Below are 23006 nucleotides of genomic sequence, written 5' to 3'. Positions count from 1 at the left end.
AACCTTTTATTAATTATTTTAGATTTTAACTATTCTACTTTGTCAGTTCCTTTTGTAATTTTTATAGTTAACTCTTCTGTTTTCTTATCTAAATCCATAAAAATGGTATCACCTTCAGAAAGTTTAGAATTAACAATTTCTTCTGCTAGTGCATCTTCAATATATTTTTGAATAGCACGTTTTAAAGGTCTTGCACCATATTGTTTGTCAAATCCTTTATCAGCAATATAATCTTTTGCTTCGTCCGTTAAGTTAAGCGTGTATCCTAAATCATCAATACGATTGATAAGTTTTTTCAATTCAATATCAATAATTGAATGAATATCTTTACGTTCAAGCGCATTAAATACAATTACATCATCAATTCTATTTAAAAATTCAGGAGCAAAAGATTTTTTTAAAGCATTTTCAATAACACTTTTTGCATTTGCATCAGCTTGTTCTTTTTTAGAAGAAGTTCCAAAACCAACACCGCCACCAAAATCTTTTAATTGACGAGATCCAATATTTGAAGTCATAATAATGATTGTATTTCTAAAATCAATTTTTCGTCCTAAACTATCAGTAATATGTCCATCATCTAAAATTTGAAGTAGCATATTGAATACATCAGGATGTGCTTTTTCAATTTCATCTAAAAGAACAACGGCATAAGGTTTTCTTCTAATTTTTTCAGTTAATTGTCCACCTTCTTCGTATCCAACGTATCCTGGAGGCGCTCCAATTAAACGTGATATGGCAAATTTTTCCATATATTCACTCATATCAATTCGCACTAAAGAATCTTCATTGTCAAATAATTCTGTAGCTAAAACCTTTGCTAATTGCGTTTTACCAACTCCAGTTTGCCCCAAAAATATAAACGACCCAATTGGTTTGTTAGGATCTTTTAATCCAACACGGTTACGCTGAATGGCTTTTACAACCTTTGCTACAGCTTCATCTTGGCCAATTACTTTACCTTTAATTAATTCTGGTAAATCATGTAATCTATGGCTTTCAGCTTCAGCAACTCTATTAACCGGAATACCTGTCATCATAGAAACTACTTCAGCAACATTATCTTCAGTTACAATTTCTCTATTTAATTTAGAAGCTTCTTCCCATTTTCTTTGTTCGGTTAAAAGTTCACCTTCAACACGTTTTTCATCATCGCGTAAACGCGCAGCTTCTTCATATTTTTGACCACTTACAGCAGCAGTTTTTAAATCTTTTATTTTTTCAAGTTCAGCTTCTAAATGCAAAACTTCTTTAGGAACAACAATATTTGTAATATGAATTCTAGATCCAGCTTCATCTAAAGCATCAATAGCTTTGTCTGGAAGAAATCGATCTGTCATATATCTGTTTGTTAATTTTACACAAGCATTAATAGCTTCATCAGTAAAATCAACATTATGGTGTTCTTCGTATTTTTCTTTAATATTATGAAGTATTTGTATGGTTTCTTCAACTGTAGTAGGTTCTACAATTATTTTTTGGAATCTACGTTCAAGGGCACCATCTTTTTCAATATTAGTTCTGTATTCATCTAATGTAGTTGCACCAATACATTGAATTTCCCCACGAGCCAATGCAGGTTTTAACATATTTGATGCATCTAATGAACCTGTAGCTCCACCAGCACCAACAATAGTGTGAATTTCATCAATAAAAAGAATGATGTCTTCGTTTTTCTCTAGCTCATTCATTAACGCTTTCATACGTTCTTCAAATTGACCACGGTATTTTGTACCTGCAACCAAACTTGCTAAATCTAAAGATATAATACGTTTGTCGAATAGAATTCTAGATACTTTACGTTGAATAATACGCAGAGCTAAACCTTCAGCAATGGCAGATTTACCAACACCAGGTTCACCAATTAACATTGGATTGTTCTTTTTTCTTCTACTTAATATTTGCGAAACACGCTCAATTTCTTTTTTACGTCCTACTACTGGGTCTAGTTTTCCTTCTTCTGCTAGGCGAGTTAAATCTCTACCAAAATTATCTAGAACAGGAGTTTTAGATTTTTTTTGAGCTGGTTTGCCTTGTTTAGGTTGCTCAAAAGGGTTAGATTTTGGGGAGTCAAAATCATCGTTTGAAGGTATATCGGCAGAAGGTAAATCAAGTTCTTCATCAGTAAATAGCTGTTTAAAAACTGTTTTTACATCTTCGTAATTAGCTTCAAAATTATTTAACAATTTTGTTGTAGGATCATTTTCATTACGTAAAATACATAATAATAAATGAGCTGTGTTTACAGAATCACTATTGTATAATTTAGCTTCTAAAAATGTTGTTTTTAGTGCTTTTTCTGCTTGTTTAGTTAAGTGTAAGCTTTTTTTCTCGTTAGCTATTAAAGTAGCAGAATTACTTGGGCTTAAGCCTTCAATTTTTTTGCGTAAATGAGATAGGTTTATATCTAATGAATTTAATATTTCTATTGCTTTTCCATCACCCTTTCTCAACAGTCCAAGCATTAAGTGTTCAGTGCCTATAAAATCGTGACCTAAACGTATAGCTTCTTCTTTGCTATAAGCAATTACATCTTTTACTTTTGGTGAAAAATTATCTTCCATAATCATATGTTTATATGGTAAAATTAACTGATTTTTTTCTTTTTTAAGTACAAAAACAGCGCCACTTTCATTTTTGTTTAAAATAGATTGTTATTAAATATGTGAAAGTGGCTGATTATTAATGTTTTAAGTGTTGTTTTTTTAAACTAGTTGTTGTTAATAAAATAAGTAAAATCTACTGCAATATTGTCTTGTATACCCTCTAAAAATTGTATATTGCTTTGTTAAAATTTGAGATAAAAAACTAAAAAAATATTTATGGCAGACGGAGAAAAACTGATTCCAATTAATATTGAAGATGAAATGAAATCGGCTTACATTGATTACTCAATGTCAGTGATTGTATCAAGAGCATTACCAGATGTTCGTGATGGTTTAAAACCTGTACACAGAAGGGTTTTATACGGAATGCACGAATTAGGAATTAAAGCAACAGGATCTTATAAAAAATCAGCCAGAGTAGTAGGAGAGGTTCTAGGGAAGTACCACCCACATGGTGATACATCTGTTTACGACTCTATGGTTCGTATGGCTCAAGATTGGAGCGTAAGGTATATGATGGTTGACGGTCAAGGGAACTTTGGTTCGGTTGATGGTGACAGTCCAGCAGCAATGCGTTATACAGAAGTGCGTATGCAAAAAATATCAGAAGAAATGTTATCTGATATTGAAAAGGATACAGTAGACCACAAATTAAACTTTGATGATACGTTAAATGAACCTACGGTTCTACCAACTCGTATTCCAAATTTATTAGTAAATGGAGCTTCTGGTATTGCAGTAGGTATGGCAACTAATATGGCGCCACATAACTTAACAGAAGTTATAAATGGTACTATTGCTTATATAGAAAACCGAGATATTGAGATTCCAGAATTAATGCAACACATAAAAGCTCCTGATTTTCCAACTGGTGGAATAATTTACGGATACGAAGGTGTGAAAGATGCTTTTGAAACAGGTAGAGGCCGTATTGTTATGCGAGCAAAAGCTACCATTGAAGAAGTAAAAGGGCGTGAATGTATTATTGTTACTGAAATTCCTTACCAAGTTAACAAAGCAGATATGATTAAAAAAACTGCTGATTTAGTTAACGAAAAAAAATTAGAAGGTATTGCAAATATTCGTGATGAATCGGATAGAAATGGAATGCGTGTTGTTTATGTATTAAAACGTGATGCAATTCCTAATATTGTTCTGAATAAATTATTTAAGTACACAGCTTTACAAACATCATTTAGTGTAAACAATATTGCATTAGTTAATGGTAAACCAGAGCAATTAAATTTAAAACAACTTATTCATTATTTTGTAGAGCACAGACATGAAGTAGTTGTTAGAAGAACTGAATTTGAACTTAAAAAAGCTGAAGCTAGAGCGCATATATTAGAAGGTTTAATTATAGCTTCAGATAATATTGATGAAGTAATTAAAATAATTAGAGGTTCTTCAAATGCAGATGAAGCTAGAGAAAGTTTAATTGAACGTTTTGAATTATCAGAAATTCAAGCAAAAGCAATTGTAGAAATGCGATTACGTCAACTAACTGGTCTAGAGCAAGACAAGTTGCGTGCTGAATATGATGAAATTATTAAAACTATTGCAGATTTAAAAGATATTTTAGGAAACGAAGAAAGACGTTATCAAATTATTACTGATGAATTAGTAGCAATTAGAGATAAATATGGAGACGATAGAAGATCTGTAATTGAATATGCTGGTGGAGATTTATCTATAGAAGATATGATTCCAAATTCACCTGTTGTAGTTACTGTTTCACATGCAGGTTATGTAAAACGTACAAATTTAGATGAATATAAAGTTCAAAATAGAGGAGGAAGAGGTCAAAAAGGTGCAACTACTCGTAATGAAGATTTCCTAGAACATTTATTTTTAGGAACAAATCATCAATACATGTTGTTCTTTACGCAGAAAGGAAAAGTATTTTGGATGCGAGTTTATGAAATTCCTGAAGGTGGAAAAAACACAAAAGGAAGAGCAATTCAAAACTTAATTAATCTTGAACAAGATGATAAAGTAAAAGCATTTCTTGTTACCGAAGATTTGAAAGATGAGGATTATGTTAATAATCATTATGTGATTATGGCAACTAAAAAAGGTCAAGTTAAAAAGACTTCATTAGAACAATATTCTAGACCAAGAACAAATGGTATTAATGCGATTACTATTAAAGAAGGTGATGAATTACTAGAAGCAAAATTAACAAATGGCGATAGTCAAGTTATGATGGCTTTAAAATCAGGTAAATCAATTCGTTTTGAAGAAAGTAAAACACGTCCAATGGGTAGAACTGCTTCAGGTGTTCGAGGTATAACTTTACAGAATGAACAAGATGAAGTTGTTGGAATGATTGCAGTAAATGACCAAGAAAGTAATGTATTAGTAGTTTCGGAAAAAGGATATGGTAAACGTTCAAGTCTAGAAGACTACAGAATTACAAATCGTGGAGGTAAAGGTGTAAAAACTATTAATGTTTCTGAAAAAACTGGTGCACTAGTTGCTATAAAAAATGTTACTGACGATAATGATTTAATGATAATCAATAAATCGGGTATTGCTATTCGTTTAGCGGTTTCAGATTTACGCGTAATGGGTAGAGCAACCCAAGGTGTAAAATTGATTAATATTAAAGAAAGTGATTCTATCGCTTCTGTTGCAAAAGTTAACCGTGAAGAAGAAGAAGATACTTCCGATGTAGAGAATGGCACGGAAATTGAAAATAATGAAGAGAACACAAATCAAGAATAAATCAATTTAAAAATGAGAAAACAAGTATTATTTGCTGCAGCACTAGTTTTAAGCGTCGCAGTATTTGGACAGAAAAATGAACTAAAAACTGCTGAAAAAGCAGTAAAAGCAGGGGATTTTGCAACAGCATTAACGGTTATAAACCAAGCTGAAAGCTTAATAGGAGCTGCAGATCAAAAAACAAAAGCGAAGTTTTACTATTTGAAAGGTAAAGCACTTTATCAAAATGGTAAAGTGAGTGATCTTAAAGAAACTGCTGGAGCTTTGAGACAGTTAATTAATTTTGAGAACGAAACAAATAAGCAAAAGTACTCTAGTGAATTCAAAGAAATTATTAATAAACTAGTTGAAGCAAACAGAACAAAAGCTAATACTAGTTATGAAAAAGCACTTGCAACAAAAGCACCAGAAGATTACAGTGCATCTGCAAAAAGTTTTTATAATATTTATGTTTTAAGCCCTAAAGACACTTCTTTTTTAGATAATGCAGCATTGCTATACACTTTAGGTAAAGATTACGACAAGTCTATTGCTTTATATGATGATTTATTAGAAACAGGATATACAGGTATTGAAACAGTTTTTACAGCTACTAATATTGAAAGTGGTGAAAAATTATCGTATGCAGATAAAAAATCTAGAGATAATCAAATTAAATTTAAAATAGCAGAAAACCCTGGTGTTGAAGTTAAGGAAACACGAAGACCATCAATTTATAAAAATTTAGCATCTGCTTACAGTGGAAAAAATGATGAAAAAAAGGCATTAGAAATTGTTAAAAAAGGTAGAGAAGAATTTCCAACTGATTATATTTTATTAATTGAAGAAGCTAATTTAAATTTTAAATTAGGTGATGAAGCTAAATTTAAAGAATTATTAGAAAAAGCAATTGAATTAAACCCAACAGAACCTGCATTATACTATAATGTTGGGGTAATGAATTTAAATCAAAAAAACATTGAAGAAGCTGTAATTAACTTCAAAAAAGCTATTGAATTAAAGCCAGATTATGGAGATGCTTATAATAATATTGGAGCTACTATTTTATTAAAAGCAGAACCAATTATTGAAGAAATGAATAAAAATTTATCAAACTTTGATAAATATGATGAGTTACAAGCTAAACAATTAGAGGTTTATAAAGAAGCTGTACCTTATTATGAAAAAGCTTATAATCTAGATAAAAATAATATTGGAGTTGTTCAAACATTAATAGGATTATATGAAAACCTTGAAAATACTGATAAGTTAAAAGAACTTAAAGAAGTTTATGAAGGATTGAAACAATAAAAATAAACTTTATTGATAAAAAAAGCTCACTGAAAAGTGAGCTTTTTTTTTATATTATTTTTTTAATTACACGTAATTTATGCGAGTGTCTTTGACTATCAATATTAAATATACCGCTATGGTCTAATCTATCTATTCTAACTTTGCCATGAGCATGTATTATATGGTTGTCTTTTAAAATAATTCCTACATGTGTAATTTCACCTTCACTGTTGTCAAAAAAAGCTAAATCGCCAGGTTCACTTTCTTCAATAAAACTTAATACATCACCTTGTGTTGCTTGTTGTGATGCATCGCGTAACAAATTATAGCCACATAATTTATAAACTAATTGAGTAAATCCAGAGCAATCAATACCAAAAGGAGTTTTTCCACCCCATAAATATGGAGTATTTATAAACTTATACGCCATTTCTATTAATTGTTCTTTAGGTAAATTATTAGAAATAGTTAATCCTTCGTAATTAAACAAAGTTTTATTTATTTTTAGTTTACCATTATTGTAAAATGGTAAATTTGAACCTATTGGAATGGTAAAAAAATTATGCCTTTCGTCAGTAGCAAAATCAATTACTTCTCCTGAAATTACTTTTTTAGAAGTATTAATTTCAAAATATAATTCTTCATTTATTTCTTCATATTGTTTGTTATCAATCCAGCCTTCATAATTGTCGAAAGCTAGACGGATTTTACTCCAATTTTTACGTTTTTCTAAAACTTTAAAATATTCTCCAAATAAAATTTGTGAAACCATTTCAGTGGTGTCATCTGGTTCAATTCGAAGAGGTATTATGCTTAAATTACAAATTCCGTAGAGCATATAAATTACATTCTTTCAATTATCATTGCGCTTGCACCACCACCACCATTACAAATTGCGGCGGCACCAATTTTAGCGTTATTTTGTTCTAATATGGATGTTAAAGCAATAATTATTCTTGCTCCCGACATTCCTAATGGATGACCTAATGAAACAGCTCCACCATTAATATTTACTTTATTAGGGTTTAATCCAAGTATTTTAATATTTGCCAATCCAACAACTGAAAAGGCTTCATTTAATTCAAAATAGTCAATATTTTCAATAGTTAAATTTGCTTTCTCTAATGCTTTTGGAAGTGCTTTTGCAGGTGCTGTAGTAAACCATTTTGGTTCTTGAGATGCATCGGCATAGCTTATAATTTTTGCAATTGGTTTAAGTCCTAATTCATTTGCCTTTTCTAAACTCATTAAAACTAATGCTGCGGCTCCATCATTTAATGTTGAAGCATTAGCTGCAGTCACAGTTCCTTCTTTGCTAAAAACTGGGCGTAATGTTGGAATTTTTTCCAATTTTACATTTTTATATTCTTCATCTTCCGAAAAAATTATAGGTTCTCCTCTGCGTTGTGGAATTTCAACAGGAACAATTTCATTATTAAACTTTCCATTTTCCCATGCTTCAGCAGATTTTTTATAAGATTTTATAGCAAAATTATCTTGATCTTCTCTAGTGAAATTGTGTTCAGTAGCACATAAATCGCCACAAGTTCCCATGTGCTTTTGGTTGTAAACATCAGTTAAACCATCTACTAGTAATCCATCAGAAACGTTAATATTCCCAAGTTTTGTACTAGTTCTTCCCTGCATGTAATGTGGAATCATACTCATATTTTCCATTCCTCCAGCAATAACAATTTCAGCATCATTAAGTTTAATTGCTTGCACACCAAACATAATAGATTTCATTCCCGAAGAACAAACTTTATTTACAGTAGTGCAAGGAACTGTATCTGGAATACCTGCAAAAATAGCTGCTTGTTTAGCTGGTGCCTGACCAAGTCCGGCAGAAACAACATTACCCATGAAAACTTCATCAATTAACGATGGTTCTATGTTTATTTTTTTAAGAGCACCTTTAATTGCTATTGCTCCTAATTTTGGAGCAGGAATATTTGAAAGGCTTCCCATAAAACTTCCCATAGGAGTTCTGGCAACAGATACAATAACTACTTCTTTCATAATTGGATAGATATTTTGCGAATTTAATCATTTTTAAGCAAATCAACATTTTAAAAAATTAGTAATTTAACTGTGATAATTGTAACACTAAAATTCATTATATTTAATAACTTGTTATAATATTTTAAAATATGCTAAATATGAGTACAAATGAAATAAACAAAAAGCATTATGTGGCTATTATTGGAGGTTCAATTTCTGGGTCTGAAGCTGCAAGTATTTTAGCAAATAATGGATTTAGAGTAGTTGTTTTTGAAATGAATAAGTTACCATATGGTAAGATTGAAGATGGATTACCTAGTTGGCATATTAATTTAAGAAATAGACAAATAAATGAAATAAATTCAAAGTTGAATCATCCAAATATTCAATTTATACCAAACACTAAAATTGGAGAAGATATTGAGTTTGAAGATTTAGTGAAAAACTGGGGTTTTTCAGCAATTATTTTAGCAAATGGAGCTTGGAACGATAGGTTGTTGCCAATTCCAAATGCAGATAAATTTAGAGATAAAGAACTGGTATATCAAAACGAGTTTATTTATTGGTTTAATCATAAACATGAACCATCATTTGAAGGAAAGAATTTTTTCATAAAAAATAATACGGTTGTTTTTGGTGGAGGATTAGCATCGTTAGATGTAGTTAAAATTGTAATGATTGAGTTGGTGAAAAAACAATTATATTTTAAAAAAGATATTGATATAGATATATTTACAATTGAGAAAAAAGGCATAGATGTAATTTTAGAGGAAAATAATTGTACACTTGCTACATTAGAAATTGAACCTGCTAAATTAGTTTATAGACGTTCAGCTCGAGAAATGCCTTTAAAATCTCCAAAAGATCAGACTCAAGAGAAAATTGAAGCAGCTAAAGATGTTTCAGAAAAATTATTGAATAAATATGTTGAGAAATATTTATTTGAGTTTATTCCCTTAAGTATTCCAAAAGAATTTGTTATTAAGAATCAAAAATTGAACGGTGTTATTCTTCAAAAAAATAAATCATACAATGGTAAATTAATACCTCAAAACGAATTTAAAACTATTAATACAGAAATGGTAATTTCTTCAATAGGTAGTATTCCAGAACAAATAGAAGGGTTAGAATACGATTATGCTGCTTTAAAAATGAAAGGGGAAGATGATTATCGAGTGTATGGATTTAATAATGTATTTGCCATAGGAAATGCTGTTACAGGTAGAGGAAATATTCAAGAATCTAAACAGCATGGAAAAAGAATGACTCAAAAAATTATAGATGTGGATTTAACAGAAGATGAATTTGAAAAATGGTTAACATCAGTAAATGGTGAAATTTCATCAAATGTTAACAAACAAATGGGGGATATTGTTTTAGAAATTTCCAAACAACAAATTCAACCAGAAACTATAATTCAACAAATAGCCAAAAAAACAAAAATTATACATAAAAAATACAACTACAAAAATTATTTAGATTGGGTACAGCGCAATTTACCAATTCGTTTAGAAGAAATGATATAAAATAAGTAGTAGCATGTAGCTATCATAAATTTTATTGCTATTTTTGAAGTGAAAACGTTTACTTCGTGAAAAATATAATAAACAAATTACTTGTTAATCACTCATTAATATATAAAGTATTTTTATATATCGCTGCCGTTTTTTTGGTAGTGTATTTATTTCCAAAAGGAGGTCATTTTAAATACGAATTTCAAAAAGGAAAACCTTGGCAATACAACGATTATTTTGCGCCATTTGATTTTGCAGTAGAAAAATCTGAAGAGGAAATAGCAGTTGAAATAGCACAAATAAAAGGTACAGCAAAACAGTATTATGAGTTTAATGAAACTGAAGTGAAAAATGTTGTAAAAGTTGTAAATGAAGGATTAGATAAAATTTTTGGTGTATTTGAAGTGAGTGATACTAATAAAAATGAGGTATCATCAAAAGTTTCAACAATAATTTCTAAAGTGTATGAGCCTGGCTTTATAGAAACAAAAGAATTAGAGCATGTAGCAGGCTCTACTCTTACACTTAAAAGAGGAAATCAAATTCAAGAAATTCATAAAAATAAATTACTGAAGTCTAGCGAGTTATTGCATTTTCTAAATGCAGAAATAGGAGCGCAACCATTAACAGAAATTGAAGATGAAATATTAAATTTATTATTTGAAACGTTAAAACCAAATATATTATTTAATGAAGAATTTACAGAGAAAGCATTGAATGAACAATTAGGTGAAGTTTCTTATACAAAAGGATTGGTGAATGAAAATGAGCGAATTATTTTTAAAGGAGATATTGTAGAAGGTGAAAAACTAGCAAAATTAAATTCATTAAAAAACGAATATGAATCTCAAGTTTGGAGTAAGTCTAATTATAATTGGATTGTTTTTGGGTATACAATTTTAGTGGCATTAGCATTTTTAATGTTATTATTATTTCTAAAAAAATATAGAATAGATATATTTGAAAATAGCAATAAAGTAACCTTTATATTTTTTAATATAATATTAGTAGTTTTATTGGTGACTTTGATTGTTAAATTTGATTCTAAATACGTTTATGTTGCGCCAATTGTTATTCTTCCATTAGTTATAAAAGCTTTTTTTGATGCCCGTTTAGGGTTATTTACGCATGTTTTAACGGTGTTATTATTAGGGTTTATAGTTCCTAATAGTTTTGAATTTATTTTTCTTCAAATTATAGCTGGAATTGTAACAATTTTAACTATTTCTGAATTATATAAAAGAGCGAATCTATTTATTTCGGTGGTACAAATAACATTTGTTTATTTTGTAGCCTATTTTGCTTTTTCAATTATTCAAGAAGGGAACGCTTTAAATTTAGATTGGTGGAAATTTGGTTATTTTGCTTTAAATGGCACCGCAACCTTATTTGTTTTACCGCTTATTTACATTTTTGAAAAGTTATTTAGTTTAGTTTCAGATGAATCGTTGAAAGAATTATCCAACACAAATTCTAAATTATTAAGAGAACTCGCTGAAAAAGCACCTGGAACTTTTCAACACTCATTACAAGTGGCTAATTTAGCTGAATCTGCAGCTAATGAAATAAATGCAAATGCCATGTTAGTTAGAACAGGAGCCTTATACCATGATATTGGTAAAATGGAAAATCCAATGTATTTTATTGAAAATCAATCTACTAATGTAAATCCTCACGATGAATTAACACCTAGAGATAGTGCACAAATTATTATAAACCACATTATTAAAGGTGTAGAATTAGCAAAAAAGCATAGATTACCAGATAGAATTATAGATTTTATAAGAACACATCACGGTACAACATTAGTCTATTATTTTTACATGCAAGAAGTTGAAATTGAAGGTGAAGGTGTAGATAAAAATTATTTTAAATATCCAGGACCTATTCCATTTTCAAAAGAAACTGCAATTTTAATGATGTGCGACTCGGTTGAAGCAGCTTCAAAAAGTATAAAAGAACCTACAGCTCAACTAATAGATAATTTAGTTGAAAAGGTTGTAAATGGGCAAATGGAGAAAGGTCAATTTATGAATGCAGATATAACTTTTAAAGAACTTCAAACCATTAAAAAGGTGTTAAAGAAGAAGTTAAAGAACATTTATCATTTACGAATTGAATATCCTGAATAATTTATAAAAATAAATATATAAAAAAAGTTAAAAAATGTTGTGTAAATGTAATTGTAGTGTTACATTTGCACTCGCAAAAATAAAGTTCTAACACATATTTTTAGGAGAGGTGCCAGAGTGGTAATGGAGCAGATTGCTAATCTGTCAACGCGTAAGTGTTGCCAGGGTTCGAATCCCTGTCTCTCCGCAAAAATTAAAGATAACCATTCGGGGTGTAGCGTAGCCCGGTTATCGCGCCACGTTTGGGACGTGGAGGCCGCAGGTTCGAATCCTGCCACCCCGACAAATATCTTTGGATTATTTATAATCCTAATGGTCGCGTAGCTCAGCTGGATAGAGCATCTGCCTTCTAAGCAGACGGTCACAGGTTCGAATCCTGTCGCGATCACTACAGCACTTATCAAACGGTGTTAAAACCTTGTAAATCCTATGATTTACAAGGTTTTGTAGTTTTAGGGCCATCATATAATTTGATATGATTTGATATAAAATGTTCACAAAGCGGTCAACAAAATAAAAATTGAAAAATGTAGACCGAATTTTAGCTGGAGATACCGAAAACACTAGGTTTTTACATTTTAGTTAAAGAAATTGAAAGCTGAATTATATCAAATATTTCAATGAATTAGTCAACAAAAAGCTAACTTCTATAAAGGTTATATGTACTATAGTTGATTTGACTTTCGTCTAAATTAAAGTTTAACATTAAAAAGACGACAACTATGAAAACATCTAACACATTCTCAATCCTAATTTGGATAAACACTTCACGTGTAAAAGATAACCAGGCAAAACTGTTTGCTAGAGTAACGGTTAATCAAAAGCGAGTTAACATTAGCCTTAAAAAAAATGTAGATGTTTCCACTTGGGATAAACACAAATCTAAATTAAAAGGAAATACACAAAAAGCTAGAGCAACAAACAATTACATTGAGCAAGTAAAAGCAAAGCTTTTTCAAAGTTATCAGAATTTAAGATTAGAAGATAAATTGATAACAGCTCAAGCAATAAAGTCTAATTTTTTAGGAGAAGATGAGGTTTATAAATCACTAGAAGATTTGATTACCTACCATAATGAAAAAATGGCTTGTAAACTTCATAAAGATACAATGAGGCATTACAAATCAAGTCAGAATTATTTAAGGAAGTTTATAAAAAAGGAGTTCAAGACAAACGATGTTTATTTAAAAGATTTAAACTATTCATTTGTCATTGGATTTGAAGATTTTTTACGCTCTTATCAGCCAACAGACCACCAAAGAAAGATTGGTAATAATACAGTGATGAAACATATTCAGCGGTTAAGAAAAATGGGAACAATGGCTTTTAAAATGGAATGGATTGTAAGAGATCCATTTGTAAAGTTCAAATCATCATTTATTAAAAATGAAAGAGAATTTTTATCAGAAGAAGATTTACAAACATTAGAAGAGTTTACGAGCACAATTAAAAGATTAGAACTGGTAAGAGATTTATTTGTGTTTAGTTGTTATACCGGTATAGCGTATATAGATATTATGCAGCTAACAACAAACAATATTTCTAAAGGTATAGATGGAAATTTGTGGATTATTACAAAAAGACAAAAAACAAATACACCAGTTAAAATACCATTATTAGATAAAGCAAAAATGTTAATTGATAAGTATGCTAATAGTATTAGAGCTAATGCAAACGGAACTTTGTTTCCTCAATTTTCCAATCAAAAAATTAACAGTTATTTGAAAGAAATAGCAGTATGGTGCGAAATAAAAAAGAATCTTACTTTCCATATGGCCCGACATACTTTTGCTACAACAATAACTTTGAGTAATGGAGTTCCAATTGAAACTGTATCAAAATTATTGGGGCACACAAAATTAGCTACTACTCAAATTTATGCTAGAGTTATTGAAAGAAAAGTAAGTGAAGATATGAATAGTTTAAGAAATCTATTAGAACAAAAATCAATAGAGAAAAATAAAAATATCAGAAAATCAAGTAGTTAGGTGATTTGTAGATTTTTACTATTTTTAGACAGCTAAAAATTGAAAACTAACCTATGAAAATTATTAATGAAATCTTTGTTAAATACAAAGGTGAAATTGCTATTGTGGAGAAGTCAGATCTCCAGGATATCAAAATCTTAAGAAAAGGAATTAACCTATCAAGAAAATGCCTCAACGAATTTAGTAAACTTGTAAGGAATCATAAATTTGAATCAAAAAAGAATGAAATAAAGTTCTTCAAAGAACTTAAACCTGAAGTAGAAGGGAGGTTGCATTTTTTTAAGAAAGCCCATAAATTTATGTTAGCTTTTCCAAATACCAGTAATTCTTTAAAACGAAAATCTATTACAGCAGAAATGCAAAAACTAAATTTTCGAGAATGCAAGCATCAGGATTTTTTAAGCTATTATCGTTCAAATCAGAAAAAATTAGACCATATTTATTTTATTAGAGGTGTATCACAATTAGAACTTTTTCTTGATTTTTCAAATCAGTTTATTGACCCAGAATTTAATACTAGCCACGATTTCCTAGTAACTAAAATTATCGCCCAAGACTTACAAATTGAATTTTATAAAAAGCAACTGCAAGAGCTCAAAAAGAAAAAGTTTAACAATAAGCAGGTAAAAGAAAAATCTAATGTTTTAAACGACCTGCAATGGACAGGTACAAAAACAGAATTAACCGAATTATTATACGCATTAAACGCTACTGGTGTATTAAAAAATGGTGAAGCAGAAATGAAAAAGCTTGTTGAAATTTGTAAGGAATTATTCAACCTAGATCTTGGGAATATTTACAAAACCTATGGAGAAATAAAGGCTAGGGAAAAAGAACCTACAAAGTTTCTAGATTTAATGAAAATTAGACTACTTCAAAAAATGCAAACTAAATAGTTAAAAACATATCGCATTGATTATTAGTGTAATATAAAAGATAAAATGTTAAAATTTTTCGGTAGTTGGACCCGACTACCGAAAACTACATTTTAGCCATTTTTAGACCTAAAAACAGTGTTTTATTACCCTAAATTTTAAATTTTTCTGCTTTCAATCAAAAATGATTCAAGGTTAACTATCCTCTCAAAAATATTTATTTTCATAAGTTACATATTATCAACATATAAGCATTTTTGAAATGTTAAAGTTTTTCGGTAGTTGAACCCGACTACCGAAGAATTCTCAATAAAACTCTTCAGCTTTGTAGCACGAAAGTCAAATCGCTATAAAATTATTAATTTAAAAAATGCTGAAACAATGCCAACACAAATTATTACTACAGATGATTTAAGAGAATTCAAGATTGAATTATTAGAAGAAATCAAAAAGCTATTAGTAAAAACAACCTCAACAGGAGTTAAAAAGTATTTAAAATCAAACGAGATAATGGAGTTATTAAAAATAAGTCCAGGAACACTTCAAACATTACGAATTAACGGAACGCTCCCATACACAAAAATTGGAGGAATCATTTTTTACGATTCCGAAGAAATCGAAAAAGTGATGAAGGAGAACAGTATCCACAATAAATTTTAAGGTTAATGAATTACATAACACACCTCAATGGTGTATTTCATCAATTCTCAAAAGATGCTCGTTTAAATCCAACACATATAAGTTTGTATATAGCTTTATTTCAATTATGGAATTACAATCGATTTCCCGAAGAGTTTTATATAAACCGAGAGGAAATAATGAAGTTTTCTAAAATTGGTTCAAATACAACGTATCATCGTTGTATTAAAGAGTTAAGTCATTGGAAGTATATTCTTTATAAGCCTTCTCACAATCCATTTAAAGGTAGTAAAGTAAGGTTGTTTAATTTCAGTACAAGTGATAAGCAAGACTTGTATTTAGACTCTACCATAAATGGACAAGCACTGGTATCTAATATAAACATTAATAAACATAAAGTAAACTTTATTAAACTAGAGGCAATCGCAAAAGAAAAATTAATTTTTGAGTTTTTTAAAAAAGAGAATTATCCAAAATTGGAAGCAGAAAAATTTTTCAATCATTATCAGGGAATTGGCTGGAAGGTAGGAGGGAAATCAAAAATTGTTGATTGGAAGGCCACAGCCAAAAGTTGGATGCTAAAAGCAGGAGAAATGAAACTGTCATTTCGAGAGCAAACAAGTGAAAACAATGTGCCACTTGACCATAATCAAGACAACCTCCACACCAATCAAAACAAAAATTACAACGAACCTTTATAAGATTTTGTCATTCCTGCGAAGGCAGGAATCTCATCAATTGGAAATCAAAAACTATGAAAATCGAACCACACATAAAAATTGAAGGAACTTCCAAATTCCAGATTGGAGAAATTAGAAACAATACAGTTCATTACGATTTCGAAAAAATAAAAACCTACCTCAATATCAAAGGCCATTTACTTTTTGGAAAAAACTTTAAAATCTACAAAGAAGATGAACCGCTACTTTTTAAACTTTGCAATTACTTTATCCAGGATCATTACAGCTGTGCTAAACTCGGAATTGATACAAACAAAGGGTTATTACTTTCTGGTCCTGTTGGTTGCGGTAAAACATCTCTAATGAAGTTGTTATTGAATTTAGCACCACATAAAACAAATTATGAAATTATTCCAACACGAAATATTGTATTTAATTTCAATTCAAAAGGTTTTGATGTGTTGGAAAAGTTTAATAAAACAAATAATTATTGTTTTGATGATTTAGGTTTAGAGCCAACAGGCAGTCACTATGCAAAAGAATGTAACGTTATGGGGGAAATCTTATTATCTCGTTATGACCTATTTTGTCACCCAGAACCGCAGAGAAGAATCTATACTCACATAACCACCAACCTCAACGCTCAAGAACTAGAAAAAAGATACGGAAACAGAGTACGAAGTAGAATGAGAGCAATGTTCAACTTAATTAGTTTCGATGAAAATTCTATTGATAAAAGAAAATGATTTTTTTAATGGCCTATTTAAATTTCGGTAAGAATTCAAAATTATGAAGCGTTTGAGTAAACCAAATAGCGTAGCGGTCTGGTGTCGAAAGTGGAATAATTGTAGAATTCAAAGAAATTAAAATCAGCCTAGATTTTTGTTTACTTTTCATCAATGGAAAAGTAATAGATTATAATCAACCAACACTCAAGAACTAGAAAAAAGATACGGAAACAGAGTGCGAAGTAGAATGAGAGCAATGTTCAACTTAATTAGTTTCGATGAAAATTCTATTGATAAAAGAAAATAAAAAACCCCACCTTATCAGGTGGGGAAAATTGCTATGAAAAAGATTAGGCCTATGAAAACCTAACACTCAAATATAGTAAATTAGTTACGTAAAATCTAGATAAACATAAGTTTTTTGACGTTACAATCAATCAATAGCATTCAGTTCAAAAAGAAGTTTACATTATAAAGCAGGTCATTTATTTTGGGTGCTTTTAATCTTATTTAATAAACGAAGTTTAGTCTTTTATTAGAAAAATCCAAATATTTTAAATATAGGTTGCTCAATTTCTATGCATTGTGTAATAATTTACCATTACCACTCATAGAAATGGTTTTTGTACCTAGTACATTGAGCAGATTTTTTCTCGCTTACAATCCTTCTTATTGGAGCGTAAGTAGAGCTATTTATTGTTCAGAAATTATAAACGCAGGTTTAAAATGTAGAGAACCAACTAAATAATTTTAGATGGACAAAAAAGAAACTCTAGTAAAATATATTTCAGAAATTAAAATGTTGTTGCCAGTCTCAAAAATAAGGCAATAAAAAAGTATCGCATTTAACTCTTTAAACTTTCTTATAATTTATATTTCTTACTTTTGAAAAAAAATGATTTTTTAATGAGAGTTTTAATACTATTAATTTTTATTTGTTCTTGTAATTTTATTTATGCTCAAAAAGAAATCGATTCACTTTTGGTTGTTTTAGAAAAAACAATGGAAAACCGAAAGGGATATGATTCTCAAAAAGAACTACACATTCGTAATTTAAAAGATTTATTAGATGATGAGAGTTTAAGTTTAGAGCAAATTTATCAAATTAATAATAATATTATTTCTGAATACGAAACCTATTCATTTGATGCTACATTATCTTATATAGAACAAAATATATCAATAGCAAATAAACTAAAAAATCAACTTTTTATTGATGAATCTCGATTAAATTTAGCTAAACTTTTAGCTTCTTCTGGTCGAGACAAAGAAGCTTATGATATTTTAACTGATATAGATCGAGAACATCTCGCTGATAAACTACTTAATAGGTATTATAGCAATTATAAAAAAGTATATTTAGACTTGAGTTTTTATTCTTTAGCGAATGAAAATAAACAGAAATATTCAAATTATTACAAGGTATATACAGATTCATTATTTAATAGATTAGATCCAAGTACTGAAGAATATTTAGCAATAGTTGAAACTAAATTTAGAGACAATCGGCAGATATTAGAAAGTTTAAAAATTAACACTCGTAGGTTGGCAATGACAAATATTGGAACAAGAACTTATTCTCTTGCTTCATTTGAAAGGTCTTTAAGTTATGAACTTGAATTAAATAAAGATGAACAAAAAAAATACTTGATTTTGTCAGCTATTTCAGATATTCAAGCAGCTGTTAAGGACAATGCTTCGCTAACAACATTGGCTTTGTTGCTTTTTGAAGAAAATAAAATTGATAGGGCTCATAAATACATTAACTTTTCATTTGAAGATGCTGAATTTTATAATTCAAGACTTCGGTTTATTCTCATATCAAACATATTGCCAGTTATTACAAAAGCCTATCAAGAGCGCAGTGAAATGCAAAGAGTGAAACTTCAAAATTTATTGATTGCCATAAGCATACTTGGTGTTGTATTATTATTTACAGTATTTTTTATTTTTAAACAAGTAAGACATTTGTCTACAACAAGAAACGAACTTATACAAGCAAATGAACAATTTAAAGAGTTAAATTTAAAGCTAAATAATACCAATAGTAAATTAGAAAAATTGAATGAAGATCTTTCTGAATCAAGTTTGGTTAAAGAACATTATATTGGTACGTTTTTAAGTATTCAGTCAAACTATATCGATAAATTAGATGCTTATAGATCAATGGTTAAAAGGCATATTATTACTAAAAAAGTTGCTGACTTATTTGAAAAAACAAAATCAAAGCAATTAATAGACGATGAATTAAAACTTTTTTACAAAAATTTTGATGATACTTTTTTACATATCTACCCTAATTTTGTTGAAAAATTAAATAATTTGTTAATTGAAGAAGGTAAAATCATACCCAAAAATAAAGGGTTTTTAAACACTGAACTTCGTATTTTTGCATTAATAAGATTAGGAATCACAGATAGTTCTATAATAGCAAAATTATTGCGATACTCTGTTAATACAATTTACAACTACCGTGTAAAAGTTAAAAATAATTGTGCAGTTCCAAGAGATAATTTTGAAGATGAGGTTATGAAAATTGGGGCTTCAATAAAATAAAATCACCTAGGTTTAAAGTTAATTAAACAAATAAATTAGTTAAAATACTTTAAAAGGCTAATTATTTCTTCCACTTTTTTTTAAATAGTTAGAATCTGTATATTGCTGTAAGTCAGATTTTTGATTGTTTTCTACGTTGAAACACGTCCACTTTTTTACTACTTCAAATTGTAAGGTGTCTTTCTTTGTAATTTCTTTACACTGTAAATCGAAATAATGTATGTAAACAAGTTTCGAGAATTACTTAAAAATGAATAGCATTCAATGCTAATTTTTAAACCAAATCTTAATTATTATCATTAAAAAAACAAGTATGAAGTTTAATGAATTATCAAGTTTAAAAGCATCGTTTAAATACGTTGTTTTTTTTATGCTAATTTCTTTTTCATCTTTCGCACAGAAAAGTGTTGTAAAAGGAAAAGTAACTAGCCAAATGGGAGATCCAATTCCTGGAGTATCCGTTGTTTTAAAAGGCACGGAAAAAGGAGTGGTAACAGATTTTGATGGAATGTATCAAATCAACATTCAAAAATCATCTAATTCAATATTAGTTTTCAGCTATATAGGTATGAAAACAATTGAGAAAAATGTTTCGGGAAAATCTGAAATAAATGTATCACTTATTGAAAATGTTACAGCTATGGATGAGGTTGTAATTGTTGGTTATGGTTCCCAACAAAAAAAGGACATTACAGGTTCTGTATCTATTGTGAAAGCTGACGATTTTGAGACTAGACCAAACAATCAGGTAGGAGCATTACTTCAAGGTAAAGCACCGGGTGTTGAGGTGCTATCTAGTTCAGGAAAGCCATCTCAAGGGTTAAGTATTCGTATTCGTGGAACTAACTCAATTCAATCTGGAAGTGAACCACTTTATGTTGTTGATGGTGTTCCTACAACAGATACAAGGTCTATTAATCCTTCTGATATTGAGAGTATTACAATTTTAAAAGATGCTTCTTCAGCTGCAATTTATGGTGCTCAAGGTGCAAACGGTGTAGTTATTATTTCAACAAAAAGAGGGACCTCTTCTAAACCTACAATTACTTTTGATACTTATATGGGAGTTTCAAAAGTGTGGAATACTCTTACAGTTCTAAATGGAGAGCAGTATAGAGATTTAATGACTGAAATGGGGCAAACAACAGATTGGGATAAGTATAATGAGAATACTGATTGGCAAAAAGAAATTTTCCAAACTGGGTTATCTCAAAATTATCAAATCTCAATTGGAGGAAGTAATAATGGGACAAATTATTATATCTCTGGTGGATATTTAAAGCAAGAAGGAGCTGTAAGAAGTTCAGAAATGAATAGAGCAAACTTTAAGATTAATTTAGAGCAAAAGATTAATGATTGGTTAAAAGTTGGAACTAGGTTCGCGTATTCAAAATATTCAGATGTAGATGTTAATGATAGCTCAAGTACAAATAACGGAGGTGTTTTGTTAGGAGCTTTAGCTACGCCAAGTGTTATTGGAATTTATAATGAAGATGGAACTTTTACAAGTAACCCTTTTCAAAATTGGGAAAATCCAATTGCAAGTACAGATGGAAGCGAAAGAGGATATAGTAACCGTAGATTTTTAGGGAATGTATATGTTGAAATTGATTTTTTAAAGAATTTCACTTTTAGATCAAATTTTGGTATCGATGACAGTAATGGTACTTATGAATATTTTTTAGATCCATATAGAACAAGTTATGGTAGAGCTTTAAGTGGTCAAGGTATTTACAATACAGATAATTCTTTTTACTCTATTATAGAAAATACTTTGAAGTATAAAACTGAAATTGATAAGCATAAAATTGAAGCATTAGTTGGTTCGGTAAATCAAAAAAACAATTGGGAAAACAGTTCTATAGAAAGAAGAAATTTTGCAAGTGATGGAGTACAAACGGTAAACGGAGGGTCAGAAGTGTTTGCTGCCACAGCATACAAATCTGAAAAAGCAAATTCTTCATTTATTGGTCGTCTAAACTACGATTACAATAATAAATATTTGGCAACAGTAAACTTTAGAGCTGATGGTTCAAGTATTTTTGGTTCAGATGAACGTTGGGGATATTTTCCTTCATTTTCATTAGGGTGGAGATTGTCTGAAGAAAAATTTATAAAAGATATTGATGCAATTAGTAATCTTAAGTTAAGAACAGGATGGGGTATTGTAGGTAATGACCAGATAGATAATTACGCTTACTATGGTAGAGTTGGAAGTGGTGCAAACTACCCAATTGGTGGTGTTACAATGCCAGGAACTTACCCTGCATCTATTGAAAACCTTAAATTAAAATGGGAAGAATCTGAACAAACAAACATTGGTATTGATTTAGGCTTGTTTAAAGGAAAACTTCTTTTTACAGCAGATGCTTATATTAAAAAAACAAGAGATTTATTACTAAATGCTCCATTGCCAAAAAGTACAGGTTATGATAGTGCTGTTCAGAATATTGGGGAATTGGAAAATAAAGGTTTAGAATTTAGTTTAAATACAACCAATATCGATAAAGAAGATTTGAAATGGACAACTTCGTTTAATATTTCATTCAATGAAAATGAAGTTACCAATTTAGTAGGGCAACAATTATTTCAAGGAAGTATAGCTGGCAGAGGGGAAGCAACTTTAGTAAAAGAAGGCCTTCCTTTAGGAACACTTTATGGGTATGTTTATGGAGGTGTCGATAGTGCTACTGGTAATGCTTATTATATAGATAGTGATGGAGCTTCAACATTCAACCCTACATCTGATGATAGAAGAATTATTGGAGATGCAAATGCAGATTTTACATACTCTATAAATAATACGCTTTCATATAAAGGATTTGGTTTAACAGTATTCTTACAAGGTTCTCAAGGAAATGATATGTTAAATGCAACAAGAATTGAAGCAGAAGGTATGATTGACCCTAAAAATCAATCAATCGCTGTTATGGATAGATGGAGAAATCCAGGAGATGTAACTATCGTACCTAAAGCTTCTTGGGGAAATACGGATAATTCAAGAATATCTACAAGGTTTATTGAAGACGCTTCGTATTTGAGATTTAAAACTATTTCACTAAGCTATAACTTCAACCAAGAGCTTTTAGATAAGCTACAATTAGGGAGTTTAAGAGTTTATCTTACTGGTGAAAACTTATTTACGATAACTGATTATTCAGGGTTTGATCCTGAAGTAAATGCCTATGGAGGTAGTAATACAGTAAGAGGTATTGATTATGGAACATATCCACAAACCAGAAATATCATTTTTGGGTTAAGTACATCATTTTAAAAACTAAAAAAATG

The 23006-nt window shown here is 29.8% G+C and carries 14 protein-coding genes, 3 tRNA genes and 1 pseudogene; 15 read left to right on the top strand and 3 right to left on the bottom strand.

Going from position 1 to position 23006, the window contains the following annotated elements:
* Positions 1-29: 29 nt before the first annotated feature.
* Entirely contained in the window at positions 30-2564 is a 2535-nt protein-coding gene (locus R3X25_RS14425) for an ATP-dependent Clp protease ATP-binding subunit (protein ID WP_317675666.1), read from the bottom strand.
* Between the two features lie 258 nt (positions 2565-2822).
* Here R3X25_RS14425 and gyrA point away from each other — a divergent pair, with 258 nt between their 5' ends.
* Together gyrA and R3X25_RS14415 are read left to right on the top strand one after the other, a co-directional pair.
* The gene (gene gyrA / locus R3X25_RS14420; RefSeq protein WP_317675665.1) at positions 2823-5333 is read left to right on the top strand and encodes a DNA gyrase subunit A; all 2511 of its coding nucleotides are present in this window, start codon (positions 2823-2825) and stop codon (positions 5331-5333) included.
* Positions 5334-5345: 12 nt separating this feature from the next.
* Positions 5346-6623, top strand: coding sequence for a tetratricopeptide repeat protein (locus R3X25_RS14415; protein WP_317675663.1), 1278 nt, complete (start codon positions 5346-5348; stop codon positions 6621-6623).
* Positions 6624-6672: 49 nt separating this feature from the next.
* Here R3X25_RS14415 and R3X25_RS14410 read toward each other — a convergent pair whose 3' ends face one another.
* Together R3X25_RS14410 and R3X25_RS14405 are read right to left on the bottom strand one after the other, a co-directional pair.
* The gene (locus tag R3X25_RS14410; RefSeq protein WP_317675662.1) at positions 6673-7443 is read right to left on the bottom strand and encodes a C40 family peptidase; all 771 of its coding nucleotides are present in this window, start codon (positions 7441-7443) and stop codon (positions 6673-6675) included.
* Between the two features lie 5 nt (positions 7444-7448).
* Positions 7449-8624, bottom strand: a complete 1176-nt coding sequence (locus R3X25_RS14405) for an acetyl-CoA C-acyltransferase (RefSeq protein WP_317675661.1) — start codon at positions 8622-8624, stop codon at positions 7449-7451.
* 140 nt (positions 8625-8764) lie between these two features.
* Here R3X25_RS14405 and R3X25_RS14400 point away from each other — a divergent pair, with 140 nt between their 5' ends.
* The 13 genes and pseudogenes from R3X25_RS14400 to R3X25_RS14345 all read left to right on the top strand — a co-directional run bounded on the left by R3X25_RS14400 (position 8765) and on the right by R3X25_RS14345 (position 22992).
* A complete protein-coding gene (locus R3X25_RS14400; RefSeq protein WP_317675660.1) occupies positions 8765-10132 on the top strand; it encodes an FAD-dependent oxidoreductase in 1368 nt (455 codons plus the stop codon).
* A gap of 65 nt (positions 10133-10197) precedes the next feature.
* Positions 10198-12252, top strand: coding sequence for an HDIG domain-containing metalloprotein (locus tag R3X25_RS14395; RefSeq protein WP_317675659.1), 2055 nt, complete (start codon positions 10198-10200; stop codon positions 12250-12252).
* Between the two features lie 103 nt (positions 12253-12355).
* Positions 12356-12439, top strand: a tRNA-Ser gene (locus R3X25_RS14390).
* Between the two features lie 21 nt (positions 12440-12460).
* Positions 12461-12535: transfer RNA gene (locus R3X25_RS14385), tRNA-Pro, on the top strand.
* Positions 12536-12566: 31 nt separating this feature from the next.
* Positions 12567-12640: transfer RNA gene (locus R3X25_RS14380), tRNA-Arg, on the top strand.
* A 334-nt stretch (positions 12641-12974) separates the two neighbouring features.
* Positions 12975-14240 carry a site-specific integrase gene (locus tag R3X25_RS14375; RefSeq protein WP_317675658.1) on the top strand — a complete coding sequence of 422 codons (1266 nt, stop codon included), beginning with the start codon at positions 12975-12977 and terminating at the stop codon, positions 14238-14240.
* Between the two features lie 53 nt (positions 14241-14293).
* On the top strand, positions 14294-15136 hold the full coding sequence (locus R3X25_RS14370; RefSeq protein WP_317675657.1) for an RteC domain-containing protein: 843 nt from the start codon (positions 14294-14296) through the stop codon (positions 15134-15136).
* A gap of 360 nt (positions 15137-15496) precedes the next feature.
* Complete coding sequence (locus tag R3X25_RS14365; RefSeq protein WP_317675656.1) at positions 15497-15775, top strand: helix-turn-helix domain-containing protein; 279 nt, start codon at positions 15497-15499, stop codon at positions 15773-15775.
* Between the two features lie 5 nt (positions 15776-15780).
* A complete protein-coding gene (locus tag R3X25_RS14360; protein WP_317675655.1) occupies positions 15781-16455 on the top strand; it encodes a hypothetical protein in 675 nt (224 codons plus the stop codon).
* 53 nt (positions 16456-16508) lie between these two features.
* Positions 16509-17180, top strand: coding sequence for an ATPase (locus tag R3X25_RS14355; protein ID WP_317675654.1), 672 nt, complete (start codon positions 16509-16511; stop codon positions 17178-17180).
* A 181-nt stretch (positions 17181-17361) separates the two neighbouring features.
* Positions 17362-17469, top strand: a pseudogene (locus R3X25_RS15250) (ATPase); the annotation flags it as partial.
* A gap of 599 nt (positions 17470-18068) precedes the next feature.
* Positions 18069-19718, top strand: coding sequence for a DUF6377 domain-containing protein (locus R3X25_RS14350; protein WP_317675653.1), 1650 nt, complete (start codon positions 18069-18071; stop codon positions 19716-19718).
* Positions 19719-20031: 313 nt separating this feature from the next.
* Positions 20032-22992 carry a TonB-dependent receptor gene (locus tag R3X25_RS14345; RefSeq protein WP_317675652.1) on the top strand — a complete coding sequence of 987 codons (2961 nt, stop codon included), beginning with the start codon at positions 20032-20034 and terminating at the stop codon, positions 22990-22992.
* Positions 22993-23006: the final 14 nt, after the last annotated feature.

Source organism: Lutibacter sp. TH_r2, from assembly GCF_033101135.1.
GTDB lineage: Bacteria > Bacteroidota > Bacteroidia > Flavobacteriales > Flavobacteriaceae > Lutibacter.
Note: the sequence above shows the minus strand (reverse complement) of the source record. Positions and strands in the feature narration are given on the sequence as shown.

What these genes read in the sequence shown, in the direction of transcription:
- R3X25_RS14425 (WP_317675666.1), bottom strand. Translation starts at nt 2,564, where the DNA reads ATGGAAGATAATTTTTCACCAAAAGTAAAAGATGTAATTGCTTATAGC.
- gyrA (WP_317675665.1), top strand. Translation starts at nt 2,823, where the DNA reads ATGGCAGACGGAGAAAAACTGATTCCAATTAATATTGAAGATGAAATG.
- R3X25_RS14415 (WP_317675663.1), top strand. Translation starts at nt 5,346, where the DNA reads ATGAGAAAACAAGTATTATTTGCTGCAGCACTAGTTTTAAGCGTCGCA.
- R3X25_RS14410 (WP_317675662.1), bottom strand. Translation starts at nt 7,443, where the DNA reads ATGCTCTACGGAATTTGTAATTTAAGCATAATACCTCTTCGAATTGAA.
- R3X25_RS14405 (WP_317675661.1), bottom strand. Translation starts at nt 8,624, where the DNA reads ATGAAAGAAGTAGTTATTGTATCTGTTGCCAGAACTCCTATGGGAAGT.
- R3X25_RS14400 (WP_317675660.1), top strand. Translation starts at nt 8,765, where the DNA reads ATGAGTACAAATGAAATAAACAAAAAGCATTATGTGGCTATTATTGGA.
- R3X25_RS14375 (WP_317675658.1), top strand. Translation starts at nt 12,975, where the DNA reads ATGAAAACATCTAACACATTCTCAATCCTAATTTGGATAAACACTTCA.
- R3X25_RS14370 (WP_317675657.1), top strand. Translation starts at nt 14,294, where the DNA reads ATGAAAATTATTAATGAAATCTTTGTTAAATACAAAGGTGAAATTGCT.
- R3X25_RS14365 (WP_317675656.1), top strand. Translation starts at nt 15,497, where the DNA reads ATGCCAACACAAATTATTACTACAGATGATTTAAGAGAATTCAAGATT.
- R3X25_RS14360 (WP_317675655.1), top strand. Translation starts at nt 15,781, where the DNA reads ATGAATTACATAACACACCTCAATGGTGTATTTCATCAATTCTCAAAA.
- R3X25_RS14355 (WP_317675654.1), top strand. Translation starts at nt 16,509, where the DNA reads ATGAAAATCGAACCACACATAAAAATTGAAGGAACTTCCAAATTCCAG.
- R3X25_RS14350 (WP_317675653.1), top strand. Translation starts at nt 18,069, where the DNA reads ATGAGAGTTTTAATACTATTAATTTTTATTTGTTCTTGTAATTTTATT.
- R3X25_RS14345 (WP_317675652.1), top strand. Translation starts at nt 20,032, where the DNA reads ATGAAGTTTAATGAATTATCAAGTTTAAAAGCATCGTTTAAATACGTT.